The organism is Limnoglobus sp., assembly GCF_059499385.1.
In genome coordinates this window covers 1-26,699 of sequence record NZ_JCABYM010000061.1, presented here as the reverse complement: position 1 = coordinate 26,699, position 26,699 = coordinate 1, and the positions used below count along the sequence as shown (strand labels likewise).

General features: G+C 68.4%; 20 protein-coding genes. 11 read left to right on the top strand and 9 right to left on the bottom strand.

Annotated elements, in window-relative coordinates; translation table 11 throughout:
* The first annotated feature begins 26 nt into the window (after positions 1–26).
* The 5 genes from AC5JJ2_RS11120 to AC5JJ2_RS11100 all read left to right on the top strand — a co-directional run bounded on the left by AC5JJ2_RS11120 (position 27) and on the right by AC5JJ2_RS11100 (position 8,158).
* Complete coding sequence (locus AC5JJ2_RS11120; RefSeq protein ID WP_495858055.1) at positions 27–1,151, top strand: hypothetical protein; 1,125 nt, start codon at positions 27–29, stop codon at positions 1,149–1,151.
* A gap of 79 nt (positions 1,152–1,230) precedes the next feature.
* Positions 1,231–2,508: a serine--tRNA ligase gene (serS, locus tag AC5JJ2_RS11115; protein ID WP_495858054.1), complete on the top strand. Its 1,278-nt coding sequence runs from the start codon at positions 1,231–1,233 to the stop codon at positions 2,506–2,508.
* 256 nt (positions 2,509–2,764) lie between these two features.
* The gene (locus tag AC5JJ2_RS11110; protein WP_495858087.1) at positions 2,765–4,012 is read left to right on the top strand and encodes a NupC/NupG family nucleoside CNT transporter; all 1,248 of its coding nucleotides are present in this window, start codon (positions 2,765–2,767) and stop codon (positions 4,010–4,012) included.
* Positions 4,013–4,073: 61 nt separating this feature from the next.
* Complete coding sequence (pheT, locus tag AC5JJ2_RS11105; protein ID WP_495858053.1) at positions 4,074–6,608, top strand: phenylalanine--tRNA ligase subunit beta; 2,535 nt, start codon at positions 4,074–4,076, stop codon at positions 6,606–6,608.
* Positions 6,608–8,158 carry an NADH-quinone oxidoreductase subunit N gene (locus tag AC5JJ2_RS11100; RefSeq protein WP_495858052.1) on the top strand — a complete coding sequence of 517 codons (1,551 nt, stop codon included), beginning with the start codon at positions 6,608–6,610 and terminating at the stop codon, positions 8,156–8,158. The genes pheT and AC5JJ2_RS11100 overlap by 1 nt, the downstream gene beginning before the upstream one ends.
* Here AC5JJ2_RS11100 and AC5JJ2_RS11095 read toward each other — a convergent pair.
* Genes AC5JJ2_RS11095 through AC5JJ2_RS11085 form a run of 3 tightly spaced genes read right to left on the bottom strand, consistent with a single transcriptional unit; the run spans position 8,155 to position 12,384 of the window.
* A complete protein-coding gene (locus tag AC5JJ2_RS11095) occupies positions 8,155–8,565 on the bottom strand; it encodes a hypothetical protein (RefSeq protein WP_495858051.1) in 411 nt (136 codons plus the stop codon). The two genes, AC5JJ2_RS11100 and AC5JJ2_RS11095, sit on opposite strands and share 4 nt — an antisense overlap.
* 34 nt (positions 8,566–8,599) lie before the next feature.
* Complete coding sequence (locus AC5JJ2_RS11090) at positions 8,600–9,682, bottom strand: Rid family hydrolase (protein ID WP_495858050.1); 1,083 nt, start codon at positions 9,680–9,682, stop codon at positions 8,600–8,602.
* Positions 9,679–12,384 (bottom strand): PVC-type heme-binding CxxCH protein, encoded by a 2,706-nt coding sequence (locus tag AC5JJ2_RS11085; RefSeq protein WP_495858049.1) that lies wholly within the window; start codon positions 12,382–12,384, stop codon positions 9,679–9,681. The genes AC5JJ2_RS11090 and AC5JJ2_RS11085 overlap by 4 nt, the downstream gene beginning before the upstream one ends.
* 128 nt (positions 12,385–12,512) lie before the next feature.
* Here AC5JJ2_RS11085 and smc point away from each other — a divergent pair, with 128 nt between their 5' ends.
* The gene (smc, locus tag AC5JJ2_RS11080) at positions 12,513–16,037 is read left to right on the top strand and encodes a chromosome segregation protein SMC (RefSeq protein WP_495858048.1); all 3,525 of its coding nucleotides are present in this window, start codon (positions 12,513–12,515) and stop codon (positions 16,035–16,037) included.
* Positions 16,038–16,166: 129 nt separating this feature from the next.
* On the opposite strand, the gene AC5JJ2_RS11075 is transcribed toward smc, so the two are convergent.
* Positions 16,167–16,934: a type VI secretion system accessory protein TagJ gene (locus AC5JJ2_RS11075; RefSeq protein WP_495858047.1), complete on the bottom strand. Its 768-nt coding sequence runs from the start codon at positions 16,932–16,934 to the stop codon at positions 16,167–16,169.
* A gap of 34 nt (positions 16,935–16,968) precedes the next feature.
* Here AC5JJ2_RS11075 and AC5JJ2_RS11070 point away from each other — a divergent pair, with 34 nt between their 5' ends.
* The 5 genes from AC5JJ2_RS11070 (at position 16,969) to AC5JJ2_RS11050 (ending at position 21,455) form a co-directional block, all read left to right on the top strand.
* Positions 16,969–17,676 carry a methyltransferase domain-containing protein gene (locus AC5JJ2_RS11070; RefSeq protein ID WP_495858046.1) on the top strand — a complete coding sequence of 236 codons (708 nt, stop codon included), beginning with the start codon at positions 16,969–16,971 and terminating at the stop codon, positions 17,674–17,676.
* Positions 17,673–18,800, top strand: a complete 1,128-nt coding sequence (locus tag AC5JJ2_RS11065; RefSeq protein WP_495858045.1) for an NAD(P)/FAD-dependent oxidoreductase — start codon at positions 17,673–17,675, stop codon at positions 18,798–18,800. The genes AC5JJ2_RS11070 and AC5JJ2_RS11065 overlap by 4 nt, the downstream gene beginning before the upstream one ends.
* A 14-nt stretch (positions 18,801–18,814) precedes the next feature.
* A complete protein-coding gene (locus AC5JJ2_RS11060; RefSeq protein WP_495858044.1) occupies positions 18,815–19,909 on the top strand; it encodes a type III polyketide synthase in 1,095 nt (364 codons plus the stop codon).
* Positions 19,910–20,279: 370 nt separating this feature from the next.
* On the top strand, positions 20,280–21,254 hold the full coding sequence (locus AC5JJ2_RS11055; RefSeq protein WP_495858043.1) for a DUF1559 domain-containing protein: 975 nt from the start codon (positions 20,280–20,282) through the stop codon (positions 21,252–21,254).
* Between the two features lie 27 nt (positions 21,255–21,281).
* The gene (locus AC5JJ2_RS11050) at positions 21,282–21,455 is read left to right on the top strand and encodes a hypothetical protein (protein WP_495858042.1); all 174 of its coding nucleotides are present in this window, start codon (positions 21,282–21,284) and stop codon (positions 21,453–21,455) included.
* 70 nt (positions 21,456–21,525) lie between these two features.
* Here the strand turns inward: AC5JJ2_RS11050 and AC5JJ2_RS11045 are convergent, their stop codons facing one another.
* The 5 genes from AC5JJ2_RS11045 to AC5JJ2_RS11025 all read right to left on the bottom strand — a co-directional run.
* The gene (locus AC5JJ2_RS11045; RefSeq protein WP_495858041.1) at positions 21,526–22,338 is read right to left on the bottom strand and encodes a carboxymuconolactone decarboxylase family protein; all 813 of its coding nucleotides are present in this window, start codon (positions 22,336–22,338) and stop codon (positions 21,526–21,528) included.
* 204 nt (positions 22,339–22,542) lie between these two features.
* Positions 22,543–22,911: a hypothetical protein gene (locus AC5JJ2_RS11040; protein ID WP_495858040.1), complete on the bottom strand. Its 369-nt coding sequence runs from the start codon at positions 22,909–22,911 to the stop codon at positions 22,543–22,545.
* A 34-nt stretch (positions 22,912–22,945) separates the two neighbouring features.
* Entirely contained in the window at positions 22,946–23,314 is a 369-nt protein-coding gene (locus AC5JJ2_RS11035; protein ID WP_495858039.1) for a hypothetical protein, read from the bottom strand.
* 207 nt (positions 23,315–23,521) lie between these two features.
* Positions 23,522–24,496, bottom strand: a complete 975-nt coding sequence (locus tag AC5JJ2_RS11030) for a DUF1559 domain-containing protein (protein WP_495858038.1) — start codon at positions 24,494–24,496, stop codon at positions 23,522–23,524.
* A gap of 781 nt (positions 24,497–25,277) precedes the next feature.
* A partial coding sequence (locus AC5JJ2_RS11025) for a serine/threonine protein kinase (RefSeq protein WP_495858037.1) occupies positions 25,278–26,699 on the bottom strand: 1,422 nt, incomplete at its 5' end.

Here is a 26,699-nt window from a genome sequence, read left to right as displayed (position 1 = left end):
CGGATACCCTTCCCGGAGGCGCGGTTATGTTTCGGTCCCGAACCTTGTTTGCACTGTCGGTCGCAATTGTCGGCCTCGTCCTGAACGCGGGCCGCCTCCCCGCCGCCGACCTCGACCGGACCCAGTACGTCGGCCGCGGGGCGGACGGCAATCGCACCGCTTACGAGGCCGTTTCCGCCGACGGGCAACCGCTCGTCGGGTTCGAACTCGGCCTCGCGAACCGGCCGATGGGCTACCAGGTGTCCGCGTTCCGCCCGATTTTCAAGGGCGAGAAGCAGCCGCAGAAGGACGCCGGCCTGTTCCGGGACGGCCCGGCCGCGAAGGCGCTGGTGACGAAGGTGGTGCGGGTCGTCGCGAAGGACGGGTACGCCGTTTCCGGGATCACGGTGCAGACCGGCCTGCTAATCGAGGCCGTGCGGTTGCGGTTCGCCAAGCTGACCGGCGACGCCCTCGACCTGAACGACTGGTACCAGGGCGACTGGCTCGGCGCGGCCGAGACGAAGGGGACGATGACGCAACTCGAGTCCGACGGCCGCCCGATCCTCGGCGTCACGGCCGCGGCGGACGACGTGAAGGCGTGGGGCATCGGGTTCGTGTACGCCGCCAAGCCCGGCGTCCCGGCCCCGGCCCCGCGGGTCGTGCCGACGAGCCGCCAGGACCCGCGGGCGGCACAACCGCCGACGACGATCGTGAACCTGAAGGAGCACCTGCGGGCCGAGACCGACCGGCAGTTCGCGGAGTTCCAGAAGGCGGTCGAGAAGTTCAACAAGCCGGACGACCTGCTCGCGGTCTCGGACGCCGACGTGGCGAAGCTGCGGGCGATGGGCGACGACCTCGACAAGCGGGACAACCTGACGGTCGACGAGCGGGCGAAGGTGGCGAAGCAGCGGCAGATGCTCGCCGCCGTCCCGAGCAAGGCGGCGATGAAGGCGACGGGCGAAAAGGCCGCGAACAAGTCGTTCCTGCGGTCGGTCGCCCTCGGCATGGTCGCGTTCTTCGGCGTCTCGCTGGCCGCGTACTTCGTCGTGCAGAAGAAGCGGCTCGGGACCGCCGGCCTGTCGGCCCGGGTGCGGCGGGCCATGCCGGTCCGGGAGCCGGAGCCGGTCGAAGACGAAGAGCCGATCCTCCTCGAATCGTCGGCCGGGCGGTGATCGCGGTCGGTTGCTGTTGCCGGGCCGCGGTCATACACCCAAGCTAGACCGCGACCGCACCAGCAATCGGAACCGTCCCATGCTCGACGCGAACTTCATCCGCGACAACCTCGACGCCGTGAAAGCGAACTGCAAGAACCGCAACGTCACGGCCGACGTGGACGCGGTCGTGCGGCTCGACGCGGAGCGGAAACAAATCCAGCGGCAGGCCGACGAGACGAAGGCCAAGCAGAACGAGCTGAGCAAGAAGTTCCAGTCCGCGAAGCCGGAGGAGCGGGCCGCCCTCAAGGACGAAAGCACGAAGCTCAAGGAGCAGGTCACCGGGTTCGACGCGAAGCTGAAGGAAGTCGAGAAGGCGCTGCACGCCGCGATCCTGCCGATCCCGAACATGACGCACCCGGCGGCCCCGGTCGGGACCGACGCGGCCGCCAACGTCGTCGTCAGCAAGTTCGGCGAGCCGACCAAGTTCGATTTCAAACCCAAAGACCACGTCCAGCTCGTCGAGTCGCTGCACCTCGCCGACTTCGAGGCCGGGGTGAAGGTCGCCGGACAGAAGTTCTACTTCCTCAAGAACGAGGCCGTGCTGCTCGAACTAGCGCTCGTCCAGTACGCGATGCAGAAACTCGTGGCGAAGGGGTTCACGCCGATCATCACGCCGGACCTGGCGAAGGTGGACGTGCTGGAGGGGATCGGGTTCGCGCCGCGGGACCATGCCGAGACGCGCCAGGTGTACACCATCGCGGACAGCGACCTGTGCCTGATCGCGACGGCCGAGATCACCCTCGGCGGGATGCACCGGGACGAGATTCTGGACGAGGCGAAATTGCCGATGAAGTACGTCGGGCTGTCGCACTGCTTCCGCACGGAGGCCGGGGCCGCCGGCCGGGACACGCGGGGGCTGTACCGCGTCCACCAGTTCACGAAGGTCGAGATGTTCGCGTTCTGCACGCCGGAGCAGAGCGACGCCATCCACGAGGACATCCGCCGGATCGAGGAAGAGATATTCACCGGCCTCGGCCTGCCGTTCCACGTCATCGACACCTGCACCGGCGACCTCGGCGGCCCGGCGTACCGGAAGTACGACCTGGAAGCCTGGATGCCCGGCCGCGGGACCGGCGGCGAGTACGGCGAGGTGACGAGCACGTCGAACTGCACCGACTACCAGGCCCGGCGGCTGAACATCCGCTACCGGCCGGCGGGCCAGAAGGGGACGAAGTTCGTCCACACGCTCAACGGCACGGCCGTGGCCTGCACGCGGGCGATGATCGCGATCCTGGAGAACTACCAGCAGGCCGACGGCAGCGTCGTCGTGCCGGAAGCGTTGCGGCCGTGGGTCGGTAAGGACGTGATCAAATAGTAGTAGGCACACTCCGTGTGCCGTCTCCTGCCTGCCGCGGGGAGTTCGCCCGAGTCGCTGCGACCCGCAGCAGACGGCACACGGAGTGTGCCTACTACTATGTCGCCGACCGACCCCATACGTTGATACCCAAATCCCTCTCGCAACCGCCCCTGGGTATCTCATGTCGCCGCGTATCCCCATCGCGCTCGCGCTCGCCGCCGTCCTCGCGTTCGTCTCGTTCGCCCCCGACGCCCTCGACCCGCGGACGCGGGCAATGCTCGGCGTGCCGTTCTTCGTCGGCGTCGCCTTGCTCTTCTCGACAAACCTCCGGGCGATCAACTGGCGGACCGTCGCCTCCGGCTTCGTCCTCCAACTCTTACTCGCCGCCCTCATCCTTCAAAACGAGTCGGTGTACGCCGGGTTCAAGGCGGTCGGCGACGCGATTCAGAAGTTCATCGACTTCACCGACGAGGGGGCGAAGTTCGTCTTCGGCGGCCTCGCCGACGGGTCGAAGCCGACCGGGTTCATCTTCGCGTTCAAGGCGCTGCCGGCCGTCGTGTTCGTGTCGTCGTTCTTCACCGTCCTCTACTTCCTCGGCGTGCTGCAGTTCATCGTCACCGTGTTCGCGAAGCTCATGGTGAAGGTCATGGGCACGAGCGGGGCGGAGACGCTGTCCGGCGTGGCGAACGTGTTCATGGGGCAAACCGAGGCCCCGCTGATCGTGAAGCCCTACGTCTCGCGGATGACGCAGTCCGAGTTGCTCGCCCTCATGGTCGGCGGCATGGCCACGATCTCCGGCGGCGTCATGGTCGCCTACGTCGGCATGTTGAACAGCATCGGCATGGCCGAGCAGGCGACGGCGATCCTGGCGACGAGCGTGATGGCCGCCCCGTGCGGGCTGTACGTGGCGAAAATCCTGCTCCCGGAAACGCAAGTCCCGGAAACCCGCGGGGTGGTGAAAACGCCGGTCGAGCGGGTCCACGCGAACGTGTTCGACGCCGCCGCCGACGGCGCGAGCGAGGGGATGAAGCTCGTGTTGAACATCGCCGCGATGCTGATCGCGTTCATCGCGTTCATCGCGCTGTTCAACCACTTGCTCGGCAAACTCGACGGGGCCTTGAACCTCAAACCGTATTGGGGCTGGAAGGAGCCGCTCTCGTTGCAGATGATCTTCGCGTGGCTTTTCTCGCCGATCGCGAGCCTGATGGGCGTGCCGGGGGCGGACGTGTCGAAGGTCGGCGAGTTGCTCGGCACGAAGTTGGTGCTGAACGAGTTCGTGGCGTACACGGTGCTGTCCGAGAAGTTCAAGGGGTCGATGGACCCGCGGTCCGTGGCGCTGGCGGCCTACGCCCTGACCGGGTTCGCGAACTTCGCATCCATCGGCATCCAGCTCGGCGGCATCGGCGCGATGGCCCCCGACCGCCGCGGCGACCTCGCGAAGCTCGGCTTGCGGGCACTTCTCGGTGGCTTCCTCGCCACGCTGATTAACGCCGCCGTCGCAGGCGTGTTGATGTCCCCGTGAACCCCTCCCGCCGTCCGGCGTGTCTCAATAGCATGGCAATTCCCATGTGAAGGACCGGACCATGCTCGTGCCGCTGTCGTGGCTGAAGGATTACGTCGAACTGCCGAAGAACCCCGCCGACCTCGTCGAACGGCTCACCCTCGCCGGCCTCGAATCCGCCGGCGTCTACGTCTACGGCCTGCCCGTTCCCGAGGGGCTTCGCGTCAAGCCCGAGAACGCCGGGCTGCCGTGGGACCGGGACAAGGTCGTCGTCGCGAAGGTGCTGAAGATCGAGAAGCACCCGGACGCGGACAAGTTGAAGCTGGTCACCGTCGAGTACGGGGCGGCCGCGCCGAAGACGGTCGTGACCGGCGCGCCGAACATCGCCCCCGGCGAGAGCGGCATGAAGGTCGTCCTCGGCCTCAAGGGGTCGCGGTACTTCTACACGGACAAGGACGGCAAGAAGACGGTCTTCACCCTGGAGCCGAAGAAGCTCCGCGGCATCGACAACGACGCGATGTGCATGTCGAACTTCGAGCTGGGCATCGCCGAGGACCACGACGGCATCATCATCCTCGACGACGCCGACCCGACCCCCGGCACGCCGCTGGCGGACCTGCTCGGCGACATCGTCGTCGAACTCGACGTGCTGCCGAACATGGCCCGCTGCCTGTCGCTGCTCGGCGTTGCCCGCGAGGTCGCGGCCCTCACCGGCGGCAAGGTTCAAGAGCCGAACCTCGACCTTCCCACTACCTCAGAATCGGTCGAAGGCAAGGTGAAGGTCGAGATCGAAGACCCGAAGCTCTGCCCGCGGTACTCGGCGACGATCATCCGCGACGTGACCATCGGCCCGGCCCCGCGGTGGCTCGGCTCGCGGCTGCGGTACGCCGGAATGCGGCCGATCAGCAACGCCGTGGACATCACCAACTACGTGATGCTGGAATACGGCCAGCCGCTGCACGCGTTCGACTACGACGCCCTCGTGAAGCGGGCCGGCGGGAAGGCCCCGACGATCATCGTCCGCAGCGCGAAGGCCGGCGAGAAGTTGAAAACACTCGACGGCCAAGACCGCGAGCTGTCCGCGGAAGACCTGGTCATCGCCGACACCGCCGGGGCGATTGCCATCGCCGGCGTGATGGGCGGCCTCGAAACGGAAGTGACAGCGGCCACGAAGAATATCCTGCTCGAATCCGCGAGTTTCGACTTCGTGTCGGTCCGCAAGACGGCCCGCAAGTTCAACCTGTTCAGCGAGGCGAGCACTCGTTTCAGCAAGGGCGTCCACCCGGAAGTCGTCGGCCCGGCGGCGAAGCGGGCGGCGCAACTCTTCCACAAGCACGCGGGCGGGAAAGTTCTCGCGGGCGTCGTGGACAATTACCCGGCCCCGATCCCGCCGCGGACGATCGAGCTGAACAAGGCCGAGATTCACCGCGTCCTCGGGTTCGAGTTGCCGCCGGAGGAAGTCGAGCGCGTGCTGACGGCGTTGCAGTTCAAGGTCGAGCCGACGATGTGGGGCTGGGCCGTGACCACGCCGCCGACGCGGCTGGACATCCAGGCCGGGGCCGCGGACCTGATCGAGGAGTTGGCCCGCGTCAGCGGGTACGACAAGCTGCCGGAGTCGCTGCTCGCGCAGGAGATGCCGCCGCCGGTCGGCAACCGCGCGCTAGAACTCGAAGAGCGGGTCCGCGATCTGTTGGTGAATCGAGGACTGTACGAGGCAATTACCTACTCCCTCTCTTCCGAGGAAGCGGAGAAAAGGCTATCCCCCGAAAGCCCGGCGACGAACGTCGCCGGGGAGTCCATCAAGCTCAAAAACCCGATCTCCCCCGAGCGGGGCGCGATGCGCCGCACCCTGCTACCGGGGCTGCTCGCCGTCGCGAAGTACAACCTCGAATCGACCGACCGCGTCGCCCTGTTTGAAATCGGCCCCGTCTACCTGCCGAAGGCCAACGCCCTGCCGGACGAGCCGACCCGCCTCGCCGTCGTCCTCACCGGCCGCCACGGGTCGTCCGCCTGGGACCGCCCCGCCGAGCAACTACCGCCCGCCGACTTCTACGACCTCAAGGGCGTCGTCGAGCAACTCGCCGCCGACCTGCACCTGCCGGGCGTCACGTTCCAACTGGCGAAGGGCGTCCCGCACCTGCACCCCGGCCGCGCCGGGGAACTGCTCGTCAACGGCCAACCCGTCGGCCCGTTCGGCGAGTTGCACCCGAAGGTCGCGGCCGCGTTCGAGTTCAAGGACCGGGCCGTTCAGGTCGCGGAACTCGACCTCGCGGCCGTGCTCAAGCAAGTCCCCGACCGGTACGCCTACCGGCCGTTCTCGACGTACCCGCCGGCGAAGCGGGACCTCGCGGTCGTCGTCGCGAAGGACGTGCCCGCCGAGAAGGTGAAGGCCGAACTCGTCGCGGCCGGCGGCGACCTGCTGTCCGCCGTGGAACTGTTCGACGTGTACGAGGGGCCGACCATCCCCGCCGGCACGAAGTCGCTGGCGTTCGCGCTGTCCTACCAGGCCGCGGACCGGACGCTCGGGGAGAAGGAAATTCAGAAGGCGCACGAGAAGGTCGAGGGCCGCTTGAAACACGTGCTGAAGGCCCAAATCCGCGGGAAGGACCTGGTCTAATGGGGCTGGACGGCGCACTCGCGCGGCTCGAAACCGACCTCGCGCACGACCTGCTCCGGTTCGTGCCGGAGTTGCTCGTCTGTGCCGGCATCCTCGGCGGGCTGTTCGCGAAGCTGTTCCGCGCGGCCGCCCGCGTCCACCTCGTCCCGTTCGCCGTCGGCCTCGTCGTGATCGCGTTCGGGTACGCCGCCACCGACTGGATGGACACCGAGGCGTTCCGCGGCCTCCTCCGGCTCGACAACTTCGCCACGTTCTTCCGCGCGTTCGTGTTGCTCTCCGCCGCCCTGGTGCTGACGCTCGCCCGGATCACCGGCCTGCCGGACGCGACCGACTCGGCCGACTTCGTTACCCTCGTCCTCGGCGCGACGCTCGGCATGATGCTCATGGCGTCCGCCAACCACCTGCTCACCGTCTTCCTCGCCGTCGAGATGGCGAGCCTGCCGAGCTACGTCCTCGCGGGTTTCCTGAAGGGGAAAAGCCGGTCGAGCGAGGCGGCGTTGAAGTACGTCGTCTACGGGGCGGCCGCGTCGGGGATCATGCTCTACGGCATCAGCCTGTTGGCCGGACGATTCGGGTCGGCGTCGCTGATGATCGTCGGAAACGGGTACACGATCGCGATGGCGACCGGCGAGTTCGACCTGCCGCTGGCCGTCGCCACGCTGTTCCTGTTCGTCGGCCTCGGGTTCAAGTTGGCCGCGTTCCCGTTCCAGTTCTGGCTGCCGGACGTGTTCACCGGGGCGGCCGCGGAGGTCGGGGCGCTGCTCGCCGTCGCGTCGAAGGCCGCCGCCCTCGCGCTGGCGATCCGCCTGCTGTACCACCTGTTCTGGGGCATCCAGGTCCTGTTCCAGCCGGCGCACGTGATGGCGGCACTGGCCGTCGTCGCGATCCTCACCGCCACGTTCGGCAACGTCGCCGCGCTCGCGCAAACGAACCTCAAGCGGCTGCTCGCGTACTCGACCGTCGCGCACGCCGGGTACATGCTCCTGGCCGTGGCGTGCTTCCGGCTGCCCGCGTGGTCGGCCCTGTTGTTCTATCTCGTCGGCTACCTGCCGATGACGGTCGGCGCGTTCGCCGTGGCCGCGGTCGTGCGGAACGCCACCGGGTCGGAGGAGATCGAATCGAGCCGCGGGCTGCTCCGACGGTCGCCGATAGTAGGCGTCTGCACGGCCGTGTTCCTGTTCAGCCTGCTCGGCTTGCCGCCGCTCGCGGGGTTCGCCGGGAAGTTCCAGGTGTTCGCGGCCGTCTACCGCGCCGCCGCCGAACACACGGCCGCCGGCCACCCGTGGCTGGGCGCGGTGTTCTACGCCGCCCTCGCCGCCGGCGTGGTGAACACGGTCGTGAGTGCCGGCTACTACCTGAAGGTGCTGAAGGCCGTCGGCCTCGACGACCCGGCGGCGGTTGACGAGAAGGGGAACGCCGTCCCGCTCGGCGAGGGGGTGGCCGTGCGGGTGTACTTGGTGCTCCTGGCGGCCGGGGTCGTTGCCGTGGGCCTCGTCTGGGATCCGGTCCTCGACGCGTGCTGGTACGCCGTCACCGGGCTGACGCGCTAAGAAGAACTGCTGCCCGACTCGTTGCACCCTTCAAGCAATCGCCGATCTTCTTCGGCTTGTGCCAAGTCGCACATCTCCAACAAAACAGGTATGCACTGTCGGAGGACTTCGTTCGGATGATCGCGTTGTGCCTCGAACCACCGGCGGAACGCGACGAGTTCCGGCCGGCTGCCGTACTCGTAGAACGCCCCGAGGCACGAGTGCTGAAGTTCTTGGTCAGGCTCAAACCGTTCAAAGGCTCGTACGCAAGCCAGGTGGAAGAGGCTCAGGTGATATCGCATGCCGCTGTAATGGTTTCGCAGCTGGTAGAAGAAAGCATCACGGTCGCCCCGGCCGACCTGTTCAAGCATCTCGCAAACGGCTTGGTATTCGTCGTATACCTGTTGCAATGGGTCATCACTGGCCATCGAATTCATTGCCCACATGGGTGAAGGTAGAAGTCTAGCGATTCCGTACGGCAATCATGTCCATCGTGAACGACCGGTCCTTCATCCCGACGCCGGCGACCATCGCCTTCGACGCCGCAGGCGGCCGCTTCGGGTCGTAGAACTTCGGCCGCAACTCGTTGAGTGCCGTGCTCACGTCGTTCGCCGAGACGTAGTACGTCGCCTTCACGAGATGGCGGAAGTCACTGTCCGACTTCTTCAACACGTCACGGAGCAGTGCGAACACGTCCGGCACTTCACCCGGCCCGGCCCGTTCCGTCTTCGCCGAGTAGAGGCCGTTGATGTAAATCGTTTCCGGGGCGTTCACCCGCGCGACACGGCAGTAGACCGGCGACGCGGTCATGCGGGGCGGCGTTAGGAACTCGACCGGCGGCGGGTTCGCGTCCTTCGGCGTCGGGGCGTTCGCGATCAGTTCGATCTCGACCGGCAACGACGACTCCCACTCGACGAAAATTAGCGGCGGGGCCTTGCCCTTCTCGAACAGCGCCGCGAACTCCGTTCGCACGTTGTTGGCGGCCGTGATCGGCTTCAGGAACGCCTTCGCCTGCACCACGTCGGCCGGCGTGCAGCCGAGCCAAGCGAGCGTCTTCTTGAGGCTCGCGAGCGTGTTACGAGCGGCCTCGGCGGGCGTCGCGCCCTTCTCGGCCTGCCCGGAGACGTAGACGCGGGAACCATTCGCGCGAAGGGTGTGTGAATACTCGCCGTCGGGCGGCACGGCGTAGACCATGTCCATGCCGAGCGTCGCCTTCGGGTCGGCCAGCTGACCGACAACGAACGCCGCCGCCGGCGGGTTCGTCGGGTACTGGCGCTTGATGGACTGCCGTGCGGCGTCGGCCGCCCCCACGTCCTTCGCGTAGACGTTGAGCTTGACGATGTTGGAACGATACTTTGGCGGCAGGCCGTGGAATAGCTCATCACAATCCGTAGCGAACGCCTGACCGGAATGGGCCAACGCCCGGCCTTCGACGATGACCGCGGCCGTGGTCCCATCGCTCCCGAAGATGTACTTGGGTTCGGCTGCGGCGAGCGGCCACGTGACGTGAGCGGCGGCCGCCACGAGTATGACGAGAAGCCTCATTTACTCGCCCTCAGGAACGCCACGAGATCGGCAAGGTCCTGCTTCGTGAGTTGCTGATCCAACCCCGCGGGCATGATCGACACGCTCCCCGGCTTCAGCGTCTCGACGTTGTCGCGGGCGATGCGTTCCTCCTTGTCCGCGGCCACGACCAGCACGATCTCGTCCGGCGCGTCCTTCTTCAAGATGCCGTTGAACTGCCGGCCGTCGAGCGTGTTGACGTTCACCGGCTCGTAGCTGCGGACGAAGCTGAGGCTCGGGAAGACGATCGCTTCCAGCAGGTCGCGCTCGGTGCGGATGCTGCCGATGCGGGTGAGGTCCGGGCCGGTCGTGCCGCCGACGTACCCGATCTTGTGGCACGTCGCGCACGCGGCCTTCTGGCTGTTGAAGACCTTGTGGCCGCGCTGCACGTCGCCGGCCGGTAGCTCCTTCACGAGCGCGTCGAGCTTGTCCCGCTGCTTCTGAATCTCGGCGTCGAGGATCGCGTACAGCTTCGCGGCCTCGGCCTTCACCGCCGCCGGGTACTTGTCGAGGATCGGCTTGAGTTGCTCCGTGCGGACGGCCGCCCGCAGCTTCGGCTCGTTGAGGGCCGCGAGGAGCGCGAGGCCGACGCCTTCGTCCGTGGACTTTGTGAACGCGGGGAGTAGCTTCGCGAGTTCGACGGGGCCGACGGCCTTCAGCACGGCGGCGAGCTTCACGAGATGCGGCGGCGAGAAGTTGCCGCGCGATAGCACGTCCGCGGCGGCGGACCGCTTGTCGGTCGCCAACTCTGTCAACACGAACGCGAACAGTTCCTGCTGGTCGGCCCGGTCCGGAAAGCTGCCCAGTGCCGCGAGGCGGAGGTCGGCGGGCTGTTTCGCATCGGACGCCACGGCGGCGATGGCGTCCGCGAGCGGCTTCGGGAACGTCTTGAATGGAAGGGCACGGACCGTCGCGAACGCTTCGGCCGCGTTGCCGACGACTGCGTGCGGTAGGGCGTCTGCCCACGCCGCGGGGACGGCCTTCGGGTTCGCGCGGGCCATCGCCCGCAGTGCGACGGCGTTCGTCGCGTGCTCGGCCAGCAGCTTCTGCACGGCCTCGTTCTTCGCGAACTTCGCCAGCCGGTTCGTCAGGTCTTCCTGCTCCACGGCCGACAGCTTCGCGGCGAGCCGCTCGCGGAAGTAGCCGACGAGTTCGCCGCCCCATTCCGGGTGCTTCGCGGCGATCCACCACGCAGTTTCGCGGAGTTCGTCACTCTTCACCGACAGGTTCGGGAGCACGTCCGACGGCTTTAACCGCTTTGCGTCGATGGCTTCGAGTGCGGCTAGAACGCTTCGTCGCGTCAACGCATTCTCGGACGTTAAGCCGCGGGCGGTGGCGTCGTAATCGGCGATCCGAATAAGCGCGTAGGTGATGGCATGATCGACGTGTTGGTCGTGGGGCACGGCGGACGTTTCGAGCAACTTGGGGATGTCTTTCGCGGTGGCCTTCTCGGCCCATCGCCTTCGGTCGTGGAGCGAGTATGTACCGGGGAAACTCGGGAGCGGCGGGGGGGGTGCTCGAAAGCCTACCGTCGCTGGCGGATTCGGGTTCCTGATGCGGTAGATGCCGCCGAAAACGTCGGCCTTCACGAGTTGGGAACTCGGGCAACAGAGCTTGTACCAGCCGCCCGTGTCGATGACTAGGAGCGATTCGTCGGGGGCCGGAATCACGTCCGTCGGGTGGAAGTCCGGGTCGTCGCTCGTGACGAAGTCGCCGTCCCGTGTTTCGTAAGTTCCCCCCTTCGCAATCAGAACGTGCCGGCTCACTTTGCGCAGGTTGAACTGGGCACAGAACAAGTTGTTCTTATAGTCGTCGCCGAAACTCGAGGACTGGAACCGCGCGATCCCCGCCGGGGCTGCCGGCCCCATGTGCGTCATGATCGGCATCGTCTTCGGCGAGGTCCACGGGTGCTCGTAGATCGGGTCGTGGTCCTTGCCCCAGACGCCGCCGGGGACGGCGTGGATGAGGCCGTCCCGGTTGCCGTCGGCCGGGTGCTGGAGGAACGTGTTGCTCACGATCAGGTCGCCGGACGCGGTGAACGCCACGCCGACCGGGTTGTCCATGCCGCCGGTCATCATCACTTCCAGCCCGCTGCCGTCCGGCTTCGCGCGGAAGACGTGCGACGCGCGGGTCGTGAACTTCTTGCCGCTGCCGAGCGTGAGTTCCTGCTTCGCGAACGCGCCCTTGGTCCAGTAGACGAAGCCGTCCGGCCCGCGGTAAGGGCCGTGCAGGTCGTTGGCGCAGCCGGTCAGCGTCTTGCCGTCCCACCAGACCTCTCGCTTGTCGGCCTTGCCGTCGCCGTCGGTGTCGGTCAGCTTCAGGATGTGCGGCGGGCACGCGGAGTAGACGGAGCCGTTCAGGTACATGCACCCTTCCGGGAACGGCAGTTCGTCCGCGAACGTGGTCGCCTTGTCGAACGTGCCGTCGCCGTCCGTGTCGTCGAGGCGGACGATCTTGTGGGCCGGTTTCTTCTCTGCGACTTCCTTGTGGGTGATCGGCCCGGCCATGTCGATGACGTACAGCCGGCCCTTCTCGTCGAAGTCGCCGATGACCGGGAACTTGACGAGCGGCGGCCCGGCGACCTTCTTGATCTCGAACCCGGCCGGGACCTTCAACGGCGGGTCGGCGACGGCCGCGGACGCGCTGAGCAACACGCCGAACGTCGCAACGAACGTGCGAATCATGTAACGACCTCGTGGGACTTTTTCCGTCGCTCCGATTATGCCGCTTCCGCGGACGAAATTCACCCTCCGACCCCGGAAAAGCCGAATAATGACGAGACCCGGCAGTATCCCGCCGGGCGGGGTGGGTCATGCTCAAGCGGTTGGAACTGATCGGGTTCAAGTCGTTCGCGGACAAGACGCGGTTCGACTTCGCCCCCGGCGTCACGGCCGTCGTCGGGCCGAACGGCAGCGGCAAGTCGAACATCGTCGATGCCGTCAAGTGGATCCTCGGCGAGCAGTCGGCCAAGTCCCTCCGCGGCGGCGAGATGGCGGACGTGATCTTTAACGGGTCGTCCACCCGCAAGAGCCTCGGCCTGGCCGAGGTGACGATGACGTTCGACAACGCCAAGCGGCAGCTCGCGTTCGACGGCGACGAGGTGCAGCTGACCCGCCGCGTCTACCGCGACGGCCAGGGCGAGTACCTCATCAACGGCACCGTCGCCCGGCTGAAGGACATCAAGGAGATGTTCCTCGGCAGCGGCGCGGGCCAGGGGGCGTACAGCATCATCGAGCAGGGCCGGGTGGACGCCCTGCTCGTCGCGTCCACGAAGGACCGGCGGCACATCTTCGAAGAGGCCGCGGGCATCAGTCGGTTCCGCGTCAAGAAGCTCGAAACGCTCCGAAAGTTGGAGAAGGTCGATACCGACCTGAACCGCGTCCGCGACATCCTGCAAGAACTCGAAAAGAACCTCCAGAAGCTGACCGCGCAGGCTGCGAAGGCGCAGAAGTATCAAGAGTACCACGCGAAGCTCCGCGACCTGCGAATCCACGTCGGGCTGCACGACTTCCGCGACCTGACCGAGACGCTGACGTACCAGGAGGGCGTGCTGGCGAATCTGCGGGCCGCCGTCGCCGACGCGACGACGAGGACCGAGTCCGGCGAGGAGGCCATCGGCAAACTCGACTGGGACCTGGGGCGGGCGGACGAGGCGCTCCGCGTGCAGGAGAAGCGGCTCGGCGAGTCGCGGCAGCAGATCGCCGAGCACGAGGCGGCCGTGAAGTCCGGCCGCGAGCAGTTCGCCAACCTCGAAAGCGAAAGCCTACGGCTAGGGAAGCAGCGGGCGGACCTGAGCCTCCGGCTCCGCACCCTCGAAACCGAGTTGGCGAAGGGGCGGGCCGAGGCGACCGACGCGGCGAACGCCGCGGACGCGGAGCAGGACCGGGCGGACGCCGCGGCCTCAGCGCTGAACGTGGTCACGGCCACCCTCGGCGAGCTGACCCGGCAGGCGCAGGCGGACCGCGAGCAGCAGTTCGCCGTCGTCGGCCGGGCGGCCCAATTCCATTCGTCCGCGGACCGGAACCGGTCGGAGGTCGAGCGGCTCCGGCGGGAACTGGCGCGGAAGAAGGCCGAGGGCGAGCGGGTGACGGCCGAGGCGAACGCCATCGGCCAGGCCCTCGACGACCTGTCGCGGTCGGACGCGGACGTTCAACAGAAATTGGCGGCGGCGCGGCAGGGGCTGGCCGACCTCCAGCACCAGCAGACCGAACACCGAAGGCAGGCCGACGGGTTGCAGCCGGACCTCGACTCGCTCCGCGAGCAGCGGAGCGCGCTGACCGGCCGCGCCGACGTGTTGCAGAACCTCGAACTGAGCCTGGAAGGGATCGGCGCGGGCGTCCGGGCCGTGCTGTCAGAATTGCCGCACCCGGCGGTTCACGGCCTCGTCGCGGACCTGCTGACCGTCCCGCGGGAGATCGCGCCGCTCATCGACATCGCCCTCGGCGACGCGGCCCAGCGGTTCGTCGTGCGGGCGGACGCGCTCGACGCCGTGCTGGCGCAGTTCGCGGACCTCCCCGGCCGCGTCGGGTTCATCCCGTTGAAGTCTGCAATCGACGATAACAGTCTGGTGCCCAATTCCGCCGCGAACCTCCTGTCCTGCGCCCTCCCCGACGTTCCGCGGCAGTTGCTCGGCGACGTGGTCATCGTGGACGACCTCGCCGCCGCGCGGGCGGCGGCGGCCGAACACGCCGGCCGGCGGTTCGTGACGCGGCACGGGGAGCTGTTGGAACCGGACGGCACGGTCGTCGTCGGCCCGGCCCGCACGGACGCCGGGATCGTCTCGCGGAAGAGCGAACTCCGCGAACTCCGCGAGCAGGTCGCGACCCTCGAATCGAAGGTCGCCGGCCTGGAACGGGAGCAGACGCGGCTTCGCCATAAGGCCGACGCGCTCGACGCGCCGATCGGCGGCCGGGCCGCGGAGATTCAGACGCTCGCCGGCGAGGCCGGCACGCTCCGCGACCGGATGCTGGAGCAACGGCAGCGGCGGGAGCGGCTGACCGAGCAGGCCGCGCTGGTCGTGAGCGAGTCGGCCATCCAGGCGGGGGAACTTCAGGAAGCCGAGGCCGCGTGGGAGGACGCGAAACGGTTCGCCCAAGAGGCCGACGCGGAAGCGACGACTCTTCGGACCCGACTGAGCCAAGCCGAGGAGCAGATTCGCGCCGCCGAGCAGAACCGCGAGACGCGGCAGGCCGAGAACACGGCCGCCCAGGTCGCGCTGACGCGGGTGAAGCAACAGGCCGCGGCGTTACGGTCGCGGTGCGCGGAACTCGAAACCGAAACGAAGCAGCGGAAGATCGACGCGATCAACCTGGCAAACGCCGAGCGCACGTCGCGGGAGCGGATCGTCGAGTGCCAGCTCGCGATGCTCCGGGCGACGGCGGCCGCGGCCCAGGCTTACGCGGACAAGGAACACCGCGAGCACGCCGTCGCCGAGTGGGCCGCGAAGCGGGAGGCGCTGCGGGCCGAGCGGGACCGCGTCCAGGAGGAACTGAAGGCGATTCGCGACGCCTGGAAGCAGCGGCAGGACCAGGCCCACGCCCACGAGCTGACCGTCCGCGACCTCGTGAACCGCCGCGAAACGATCGCCGGCCGGATTCGCGAAGATTATCAGGTCGAACTGCCGGAACTCGCGAAACAGGAGGCGGTTCAACTCGACCGGCCGCTCGACGAGCTGCAGGACGAGATCGACGAGTTGAAGCGGAAGCTCGCGAAGCTCGGCAGCGTGAACCTCGAAGCCCTCGAGCAACTCGCCGCCGAGGAGGCCCGCGAGAAGGCGATCCGCAACGACTTCGACGACCTCAACGCGGCCGAGAAGTCGCTCCTGGAGATCATCGAGCAGATCAACACGGACAGCCGCCGCCTTTTCTCCGAGGCGCTGAAGACGATCACGGTCCACTTCCAGGAGCTGTTTCGCAAGCTGTTCGGCGGCGGCATGGCGGACATCGTGCTCGAAGACCCGACCGACATCCTCGAAACCGGCATCGAGATCACCGCCCGCCCGCCGGGGAAGGAACTCCGCAGCATCTCGCTGCTGTCCGGGGGCGAGAAGACGCTCACGGCGATCGCGCTCCTCCTGGCGATCTTCCGCAGCCGGCCGAGTCCGTTCTGCCTGCTGGACGAGGTGGACGCGGCCCTCGACGAGGCGAACACCGGGCGGCTGGCGGACATCATTCAGGAGTTCCGCGAGAAGTCGCAGTTCATCATCGTCACGCACAAGAAGCGGACGATGGCGATGGCCGACGTGCTGCACGGCGTGACGATGCAGGAGAGCGGCGTGAGCAAGCAGGTGGCGACCCGCATCGACGACTGGCCGGACGAGCCGCAGGCGGCGGCTTAGCGGCCGACTTCCGAAGTCCGGCTTCGACTTCGGAAGTCGAGCGGACGGAGGGGCGGGTGCCGGGACTTCGGACTCCCCCTGCGCGGGATCGACTTCCGAAGTCGAAGCCGGACTTCGGAAGTCAAGGTCTCACGCCCACGCCTTCACGTCGAGCTGCCTCACCTCGCCGAGCGCCAGTTCCTCCTCGCCGATCAGCAGCAGCTTCGCCCCGACGCACCGGACCGGGCCGCCGTCCGGGTTCACGTGGTCGGTGTCCGTGCCCAACAGGAACGCCTCGTCCGAATCCGACCCCGGATACACCAGCGGCAGCACCGCGTTGAACTCCTCGCCGTCGCAGAGCCGTACCCGCGCCGGGCGATACGCCCCCTCCAGGATGCCGGTCGCGGCCGGGATCGTCACCCGCCGCAACTGCTCGAACGGCAGCCACACGTACCCGCCTCCGACGAACGCCTCCAACACGCTCGCGAACCGGTCGTCGGCGTCGCGGAGGCCGTCGAACTCGCGGCCGTCCACGTGGCCGAGGACGTGCGGCGTACGGTGGTCCGCCCGGTCGATCCAGTCGAGCGCGGCCGCCGGGTCGTTCGCGCGAATTGCCTTCCACCGGCGGCGGGCGTGGGCCGGAACGTCCGCCACGAAACTCGGCCGCCGGCCCGTGGTGCGGGCGTGCGCGGCCCGCACCAACCGCCGGTACCACCGCCGCGCCTTCGGCCACGCCGGGTCCGCCGACGCGATGGCACTGACCGTCCGCCACGCCTCGCGGAAGCGGTTCGCGAGCAGTTGCAACTCGAACAGGAACAGCCGGGCGGCCGCGTCATCGGGCCGGGCCGCGACCTCCTCTTCCTGCAACGCGAGGGCGTCGGCCAGCCGGCCGGCGGCGAGGGCTTGCTGGGGTGTCATGTCGAAGTTTTATCGACCGGCTTAGAATGAGGTCATGCTCGCGTCGTTGAGCCGCCGCGTCCGGCGGGCCGAACTGATGGACGACCCGCGGCTCGACCCCGCCGACCACCGCCGGGCGCTGGCGGGGCTGGCGCGGATCAACCGCGTCAGCCGGCCCGCCGCCGGGTTGTGGCGACCCATCGAGCGACTCGCCCGCGAACAGTCGAGGACGCTCCGCGTCCTCGACGTGGCGACCGGGTCGGGCGACACGCCGCTCGGCCTGTGGAAGCGGGCCGCGCGGTCCGGGTTGCGAATGGAAGTCGTCGGGTGCGACATCAGCCCCACGGCCGTCGCGGCCGCCCGCGAACGGGCGAAGGAACTGGCCGCGCCCGTGACGTTCTTTGAACACGACGTGTTAAAAGCCGACCTTCCCACCGGGTTCGACGTGGTGACGTGCTCCCTCTTCCTCCACCACCTCGACGAGCCGGATGCGATTCTCCTGCTGCAACGCATGGACCGGGCAGCGCGACGTTTGGCGCTCGTCAGCGATCTCGACCGCTCGCGAATGAACTACGTCCTCGTCTGGCTGGCGAGTTACTTCGTCGGGCGAACGCGGGTCGTTCGACACGACGGGCCGACTTCCCTCCGCGCGGCGTTCACGCGGGCGGAAGCCCTCGCCCTCGCGGATCGGGCCGGGCTGAAGGGCGTGACCGCTTCTTCGCAGTTTCCGGCCCGGTTCCTGCTCCCGTGGGGGAAGCCGTGAGCATTCCCGCGACCATCACGACTTCCGAAGCCGCGAACGCCGTTTGGGGCGCGGCCGTGATCGGGGCCGGACCCGCCGGGTCGGTGACGGCTGGGCTGCTGGCCGGCCGCGGGTTGAAGACGTTGCTCATCGACCGTGCCCACTTCCCGCGGTCGAAGGTCTGCGGCAGCTGCCTGAACCGCACCGCGCTCGCGGCGCTCACGGCCGCCGGGGTGGGCGAAGTCCCGTCGCGGCTGGGGGCCTTACCCCTCGACGGGGTGAAGCTCGCGTCCGGCGGGCGAACGGCGCGGCTGGCGTGGCCGGGTGGCGTGAGCCTGTCTCGCGAAGCGCTCGACGCCGAGTTGATTCGCGAGGCGGTCGCGGCCGGGGCGGAGTTCCTTCCGGGCACGCGGGCGGCGATGGGCGAGGTCGTCGATGGATACCGGCGTGTACGCCTCGAACAAGTTTTCACATCGGCCCGCGTCGTGATCGTGGCCGACGGGTTGAACGGGCAACTCGCGGCCGACGCCGCGCCGGGGTCGCGGATCGGGGCCGGGGCGATGGTCGCCGACCCGCCGGCGTGGTGCGCGCCGGGTACGGTTTACATGGCGTCCGCGGCCGGCGGGTACGTCGGCCTCGTTCTCGTCGAAGGCGGCCGGCTCGATGTCGCGGCGGCGTTCGACGCCGCGTTCGTGAAGGTCAGTGGCGGCCTCGGGCCGGCGGCGATGAAAATCCTCGCCGACGCGGGACTGCCTGATTTTCCAGGGCTTTCGACGGCCGACTGGAAGGGGACGCCCGCACTGACACGGGCCGCGCGTCAGGTCGCGGGCGAGCGGTGGTTCGCCGTCGGCGACGCGGCCGGGTACGTCGAGCCGTTCACCGGCGAGGGGATCGGATGGGCGATTTCGTCCGCCGTCGGGGTTTGTCCCTTCGCCGTTCGGGCCGCGACTTCGTGGAATGACGAACTCGCCCATGACTGGGCGCGGGCGCACCGGCGGATCGTCGGCCGCCGGCAAACGCTCTGTCGTGCGGTCGCGTGGACGCTCCGCCGGCCGCGGCTGTGCGCCGCGGCCGTGCAGCTGCTCCGCCTCGCTCCCGCACTGTCGCGGCCGGTGATCCGCTTGCTGCACCGGCCCGCCGTTTAGGAAAGTGGACCCGCATGAGCTTTCAGATTCGCGGCCTCGGCACGGCTCTGCCGCCCGGCCACGTCACGGCCGACGAGGGCCTCCGCGTCGCCCGCGTCATCGGCGGGCCGACCTCGCGGGAGTCCGGGTTCCTCCCGGCCGTCTACGAAGGCTCCGGCAACCGGCGGCGGGCGCTCGTCCACGGCCGCGACGTGATCGCCGACCTGTTCGACGGCACGCGGCACTCCGGCTCGCCGTTCCTGCCGAGCGGCGACCCGAACTTCCCCGGCCCCTCGACCGGCGTGCGGAACGCGATGTACGCCGAGAGTGCCCCGCCGCTCGCGGTGACGGCTTCGCAAGAAGCCCTCGCGAACGCCGCCGTCAGCCCGGCCGAAGTCACCCACGTCGTTACGGTGTCCTGCACCGGGTTCGTGGCCCCCGGCCTCGACTTCGCGCTGATTCGGGAACTCGGCCTGCGGCCGACGGTGCAGCGCACGCACGTCGGGTTCATGGGCTGCCACGGGGCGCTGAACGGGCTACGGGTCGCGAACGCCTACGCGGCCGCGGACCCGGCGGCGGTCGTGCTCCTCGTCGCGGTCGAGCTGTGCAGCCTGCACTACCACTTCGGCGACGACCCGGAGAAGGTGGTGGCGAACGCCCTGTTCGCCGACGGCGCGGCGGCCGTCGTCGGCGCGGCCGGGGCCGGGCCGTGGCGGGTCGCGGCGACCGGGTCGTGCCTCGTCCCGGACTCGGCGAATGCGATGACGTGGCTGATCGGCGACAACGGGTTCGAGATGACGCTCGCGAAGCAAGTGCCGAAGCGGATCGCCGAATCCCTCGGCCCGTGGATGACGGCCTGGTTAGGGGAACACGGCCTGACGGTCGCGGAGGTCGGCAGTTGGGCCGTCCACCCCGGCGGGCCGAAGATCGTGGAAGCCGTCGAGGCCGCCCTCGGCCTGCCGCGGGCCGCGACCGCCGCGTCGCGGGAGGTGTTCGCGACCCACGGCAACATGTCGTCGCCGACGGTGCTGTTCATCGTCCGGGAGTTGATCCGGGCGGACGCCCCGCGGCCGTGCGTCATGCTCGGGTTCGGCCCCGGCCTCGTCGCGGAGGCGGTCTTGTTGGCGTGACGCCCGACCGGATGGAACTGAGAAAAAAACGAGAAATCCTGGCGCGAACCGCTGCGCGATTCCGCATACGAATGAGTAGCCGCCGTCGCGCACGCGGACTCGGTCCGCGCGAGTACTCTCGCCGCTTGCCGCGCGGTACGTCGGTTACAAGTTGACTCGCGTTACTCAGCGATTGAAATCTCGGCCTCCATCCGGCGAACGGTTCGCCGGCGGGGGCCATTTTTCATTCGGTTCGTCCTCGTTCGTCTTCTCCCTTCGTCGCCCCGCGCGACGACTTAATTCGGTGTCCTGTTTCGTCCTGGCCAGGCGACCGGCATCTTCGTGGACTTCGTCCACATCATTCGCGCCGCTCGCCGCAACGGAGTGTTTCATGCTAGCGTCCCGTTCCCACCCCGCCCGGCGGTCGGCGTTCACGCTGATCGAGCTGCTCGTCGTGATCGCCATCATCGCGATCCTGATCGGGTTACTGTTGCCGGCCGTCCAGAAGGTCCGCGAGGCCGCCGCCCGCCTCAAGTGTCAAAACAACCTCAAGCAGATCGCGTTGGCGGCCCACAACTACGAAAGCGCGAACGGCGTCCTGCCGCCCGGCTACCTCGGCGACCTGCCCCGCGGCATTCCGGGGGCGACCATCTTCGCCAACGGCCAATGGGTGTGCGTCCTGGCCTTCCTCCTGCCGCACCTCGAGCAGGAGAACGTCTACCGGCAACTGAACGTGAACTGGAACGTCGATCAGGTCGGGCCGATCTGGACGAGCGACGGCCCGACGTGGACGGCGGCGCACACCCGCCTACCAGGGTTCATCTGCCCGTCGTCGGACGACCCGTACACCAGCCCGAACATGGTCAGCCGGCTGACCACGTCCGCGGCCACCGCCGCCGCCACGAGCGGGACGCTGAGCTGGCGGACGTTCGCGGCCGCGACCGAGCAGGGCCTGGGGCGGACGAACTACACCGGCTGCCTGGGCCGGCTGGGGTTCACCGGGGCGGGGGCGGTGGACCGCCAGGAGGGGGTGTTCAGCAACCGGTCGAAGACGACGCTGGTGGGCATCACGGACGGGACGAGCAACACGTTCATGTTCGGGGAGACGCTCGGCCGAACCGGCACGATGCCGCGGGACCTCGCCCTCGGGTGGATGAGCAGCGGCGTTTCGCCGACGAGCTTCGGCATCCCGAACCCGGCGGCCGGGTTTTACAACAACAGCTCGAACCACACCGGCGTCATCAACTTCGCCATGGCCGACGGGGCCGTCCGTACCGTCCGGGCCGGCGGCGACACGACCATCTTCCGGCAGATCTCCGCCAAGGCGGACGGGACCACCCCCGACTACTCGGCCATCATGAACTAACCCCCCGCCGGGGAAAAGGAGATACCGATGACGCGATTCTTACGATGTGCGGTACTCGTCCTCGTCGCCGCGGCCACCGGGTGCGGGGACGACAAGAAGGCGATCCCGCCGGCCGGGCCGATGACCCCGCCCGGCAAGGACGCCGAAAAGGAGGGCGGGTTCGACAAGGGGAAGAAGAACCAGTCGCTCCAGGAAGGGTAACCGGGGGCCGTGAAACGAACGAGGGGTACTCGACCGTCGAGTACCCCTCTCTCATTCGGGCGGAAGAAACTCACTCCTCGACCCGCAGCCCGGCCGCCTCGGTGATGCGGTCGAAGGACGCCCGCACCGTCGTGTAGTTGACGAGCTGCACCACGTCGCGGGTGCTCGTCCGCCTCACCGCCTCCGCCGCCTCCGCGTCCGTCAGGACGATCGGCGAGGCGGCGAGTTGCCGGGCGACCGTGAGCATCGCCCGGTCCGCCGGCGCGAACGCGGACCAGTCGCCGTCGAGGGCGTAAATCTGGTCGTCCGTTTGCCCGAGCGCCTTCAGCCGCCGCTTCGCCTCGGCCGTGGCGTACCACGCCCGGTCCTGCCGGGCGATGACCCAGCTCACCTGCGCCTTCAGCAGCGGCGTCAGGTTCCCCTTCTCCTCCGCCGTCCGCTGGCCGGCGACGCGGGCCTTCCCGGCGACGGCGAAGTTCGCGAGCAGCCGCTCGAACCGCGTCAGCGGCTTGTCCGTCACGGCGTCTCCCAGGACTTCGCGGGCCTTCGCCTCCCCGACCAGCGGCAGCCGCGGCTGTCGCGCGCGGGCCTTCGCGAGCATCTTCTCGACCTCTTCCCGCGGTTCGAGCGCCGGGCGGACGGCCACGGTCTCCGTCGTCGGCTTGCCGGTCTTCGGATCGACGGCCAGCGGCGTCACCTTCGTGACCGCCTTCCGGTTCTTCTCCGAGGTCGGCGTGAGGTAGGTCTTGATCGGCAGAATTCGATCCGTCGGCAGCGGCTTCTCCGCGTTCCGGGCGAAGTTGCTGCTCTCCTTCGACTGCGGAATCCCGGCCCCCTCCTTCCACCGGTTCGTCGCGTTGTTCTGCGCCACGGACAGCAGCATCTCCAAAATCTGGAGGTCCGTGTAGTGCTTCTTCAGCCCGTCGATGTCCGCGTCGGAGAGCAGGTGCGGCTCGAAGCTGACCTTCCGGGCGAACGCGAACGCCGTCCGGTCCTTGGGGGTGGACGCCTGCCAGTCGCCGTCGAGGGCGGCGATCTCGTCTTCCGTTAAGCCCGCGACCGCGAGCTTCGTTTCCTGGTGGCCCAGTCAGTAGAGGCAGTTGTTCGTCCGGCTGACGATCCAGAACAGTTGCGTCTTGAACGCATAGGTCAGCGTCATGCCCGGCTCGTTCTCGCGGCCGAACCCGGCCCCGCCGCGGCCGCGGTTCTCTCCGCCGCCGATGTAGACCGACCGCAGCCGGCCCTCGTAGCTCAGGCCGCGCTCGCCGGCGTTGGCGATCTCTTCTTGCGTCGGCGGCGGGAGCTCGAACCGCGGCGTGCGGCCCTTCAGGTCTTCGAGCGCCTGCTTCATCTCCGGCCGGGTCAGCGGGACCGGCAGCGGCTTCGCCGCCGGCGGGTCGGCGTGCGCCGACCCCGCGGCGAGCGTGCCGAGGAACGCGGCTAAGTATTTCTTCATGGCCTGTGTCCTGAAACGGGTGAGGGAATCGGTGTCAGTCGTCCTCGCGGGAGATGCTGACGGTCGGGTCGGTGACGACGCGGTAGGCGAGCTTCTTGCCGCCGGCCTTCCCGCCGTCGAGCTGGAGCGTCACGTCGAACCGGTAGCCGGTCCCGTAGGGGCGGCCGTCGCCGTCGATCGTGAAGTTGGCGAGCTTCGCCCCGCGCTTGAAGTCGGCGTCGAGCAGGTACACCGCCGGCGACTGCTTCTGCAAGTCGTCCGGCGTCTTGCCGTCCTTCCACGCATTTAGCGCGGCCTCGATGGCCGGCCGCGCCTTCTCGGCGGTGGTCGCCATCGGCAGCGGCTGGTCGGAACCGCACCCGGCAAGCAGTAGTACCGCGGCCGGCATCAGAACGCGAAACATGGCGAAGGTCTCTTCGAGAGTGTTCGAATCCTTGTCGGCCGGTCGAGCCGGTCGCGGTGCTCGGTTTCGTCCTCCCGCCGCGGGGAGGGTTTGGGGGGAGCAGCTCGCCCGTTCTCCGAGGCGGTCCTTGCCACGGGTTAAAGCTCACCCCGCCCGAACCCCGCCCCGCGGGGGAGGACGAGAAGTCTGTCGGACGTTCACCCGCGGTCAGTCGATGGTCGTTTCGCCGCCGTCGCGGGACCCCATCGCCCGCCAGGACGTGATGCTAATGTTGTTCGTCACGAACCGGACGGACCCGTCCATCATGCCGACCATGACGCCGCCGGTGTGCATGCTCTTGGCCGTCGTCGCGATCCGGCCGGGCGGGAACATGCACGACCGGGTGTTCGGCAGCGAGACGTGGTAGTACTTCGTGGTCGAGTGGTAGCCGCGGAGCCACGGCGCGCCGATGTCCGAGTTGCCCTGGAACGAGACGTTGTTCGGGTCGATGGCCGCGCACTGCGCCACGGCCTCGTCGGCGGTGTTCGGGTACGTGCCGGGCTGGAACGTGTCGGTGAACGTGGCCTGCCCCTGGTTGAAATCCCCCTTCAGGTGCTCGCTCCACCCGGCGGTGTTGCTCAGCCCGTCGGTGATGGCGGCGAACTTCAACGTCAGCCGCGGGACGAACGGGCCGTTCGGCCGGGGCATCGTCGCGTTCGGGTCGCCGGCCGTGGTGGACGGCTGGCCGTTCAAGAGCGTGTTGCCGGAGTTCGTCCGGTAGTTGTTGCCGGCCCACCCGGCCGGAACCTGGGTCACCGGGTCCGACGGGCAGAGGAACGTCTTGACCGCGATGCCGCGGGCGGCGTCGTTGTTCGCGTGGTTGTGGGCCACGTTCAGATCGATCAGCCGGAAGACGTTGTCCTGTTCGAGTTGCGGCAGCAGGTAGGCGTGGGCGGAGATGCCCGTGCTACCGCCGCCGGCCGGCGGCGGGCCGGCGTCCGACGCGGGCACGAACCCGGACACGTCGTGGTAGTTGTGCGTGGCGATGCCGAGTTGCTTGAGGTTGTTCGTGCATTGCGCGCGGGCGGCGGCCTCGCGGACCTTCTGGACGGCGGGCAGCAGCAACCCGATGAGGATGGCGATGATGGCGATGACGACGAGCAGCTCGATCAGCGTGAACCCGGAGCGACGACGAATGACCATGAGAGCACCTGGGAAGGAGAGAATAATGACGGACCGAGTATGAATCCGCACGCCCCCGAAGCGGGAGACGTGTCCGAACCGACTGCGCGCGAACGGGGCCGGAAAACGGACCCTGTACGCGGATGGCTGTGAACGATCGACGGGGATTGATCGTGAAGCCGCGCCGCAGGGCGAGGGTCACGACGGGGACCGGATTGACGAGTCGGGTGCGAGTGTTTGCGCACGGAATTCGAGCGCAGAAATTCAACGAACTCAGGTCAATCCGCGATTAGGCGAACCGAGGGGGGTCGAGCAGGCAGATCGAGCGGCGGACGGGTCGGCCGAAGGAGGACGGAATGGCACGGAAAGAATCACCGTCGGAACCCGGTTGGGCCACGAATGCGTGAGTGGCCCACTGTTCGGAGGTCGGGGAGACTTTGGGCGGGAAGGAGATCGGGGCGGGCGTCGGGCCCGGGGCCGCCGAGCAGTTCGGACCGTGGCACGGCTTCGCGGGGCCGTGATCCGGATTGTCGTGACCCGCGTGGCCGAGGGTGAGCATCGGCTCGCCGCACCCGGCGTCCGCCCGCCCGCCGGTGAACAGCAGCCCCGCCGTGAGCAACAGAGTTGCCACGGCGAACCGCGTCAGGGATGGGAGAGGGTGGAACATGTGTCTTCGGGTACGACTACACAAGTACCGATGTTAAACTTTTCTCACCGCGAGTCAAGAACGATTTTGCAGGGGCGGCGGATTTCCCCCGAATTATCTACCCGTCAAACGGAACGCTGGCAGGTTGAACCCCAATTACTTCGCCCTGGTGGTGGCCGGCTGCGTGACCGGGGCGGCGAGTTGAGGCTTCACGAACTTCCAGTAGATGATGCCGCCGCCGACGAAGATGGACGCGGCGAGGATCAGGTACAGCGCCGCCTTCTGGGCCGGGGACGCCGCGGGCGTCGGCGAATGCACCTGGGACCGGCGGACCGCCTCGCGGCGGGCCTCGACCGTCTGGTTCGCGAACGGCCCCTGAGTCGGTAGCGGCATCGGCTCGTACCGCGGGCCGGCCGGTGACTCGAACCGCGGCTGGTTGTGCGACGACGGCAGCCCCGGCATCGGCGGCCGGCTGTTCGACATCGGCAGCGCGCCGAACGGGGCCGGGTTCGTCGGCGTTCCGAACGGCGACGGGTTCGCCGGCGGCGGGCCGAACGGGTTGACCATCGGCCGGCTTGCCGGGCGGGCTTCCGCCGTCGCGACGGCCGCGGCCCCCGCCACGGCCAGCAGCGGCACGCCGGACGCATCTTCGGACAGGTGGCCGTCCTGGGCGACGAGATCGACGACCGGCTCCTGGCCGTCCGTCACGGCCGGGCAGAGGATCGGCATCTCGGCCGCCGCCGGCGGCGGGACGTGCGACGGTACGAACGGGGCCAGAGCTGTCACCACCTCGGCCGGCGTCTGGTACCGCATCCCTGGGTCCTTCGACATCATCTTCGCGACGATGCCGGCGAGTTCCTCGGACACCTCGGGGCGGATCTGGCGGATCGGCGTCGGCTCCTTGGTCCGGTGCCACAGCAGCTTCTGCGACACCGTCCCGGTCGGGAACGGCGGGTGGCCGGCGAGCAGGAAGTAGATCGTCGCGCCGAGGGCGTACACGTCCGCCCGCACGTCCACCCCGTGGCTGTTCGCGACCTGCTCCGGGGCGACGTAGTCGGCCGTGCCGAGGACGATCTTGTCGTCGTACTTCACGGTCAGCATGTCCGACTGGTCCTTGAAGAACCGGGCCAGCCCCATGTCGAGCACGCGGGCGTTCCCCTTGCGGTCGATGAGGATGTTGCCCGGCTTCACGTCCCGGTGGATGATCCCGGCCCGGAAGGCGAAGTCGAGGCCGCCGGCCACCTGCCGCAGGTACGAGCACGCCCGGCCGACGTTCATCGGGCCGAACTTCTTGACGATCTCCAGCAGGTTCGACCCGTCCACGTACTCCATGACGATGAAGTGCAGGTTGCCGTCCTGGTCGATGTCGTGGGTGCGGACGATGTTCGGGTGTTCGAGCGACCCGGCGGCGCGGGCCTCGCGGTAGAACCGGCCGAGGGCGGCCGGTTGCTCGGCCTTCGCGGGCGGCAGCACCTTGATGGCCACCCGCCGCTTCATGAACATGTGCTCGCACAGGAACACCTGGCCCATGCCGCCAACGCCGACCCGCTCGAGCAGCTTGTACTTGCCGATGGTGAA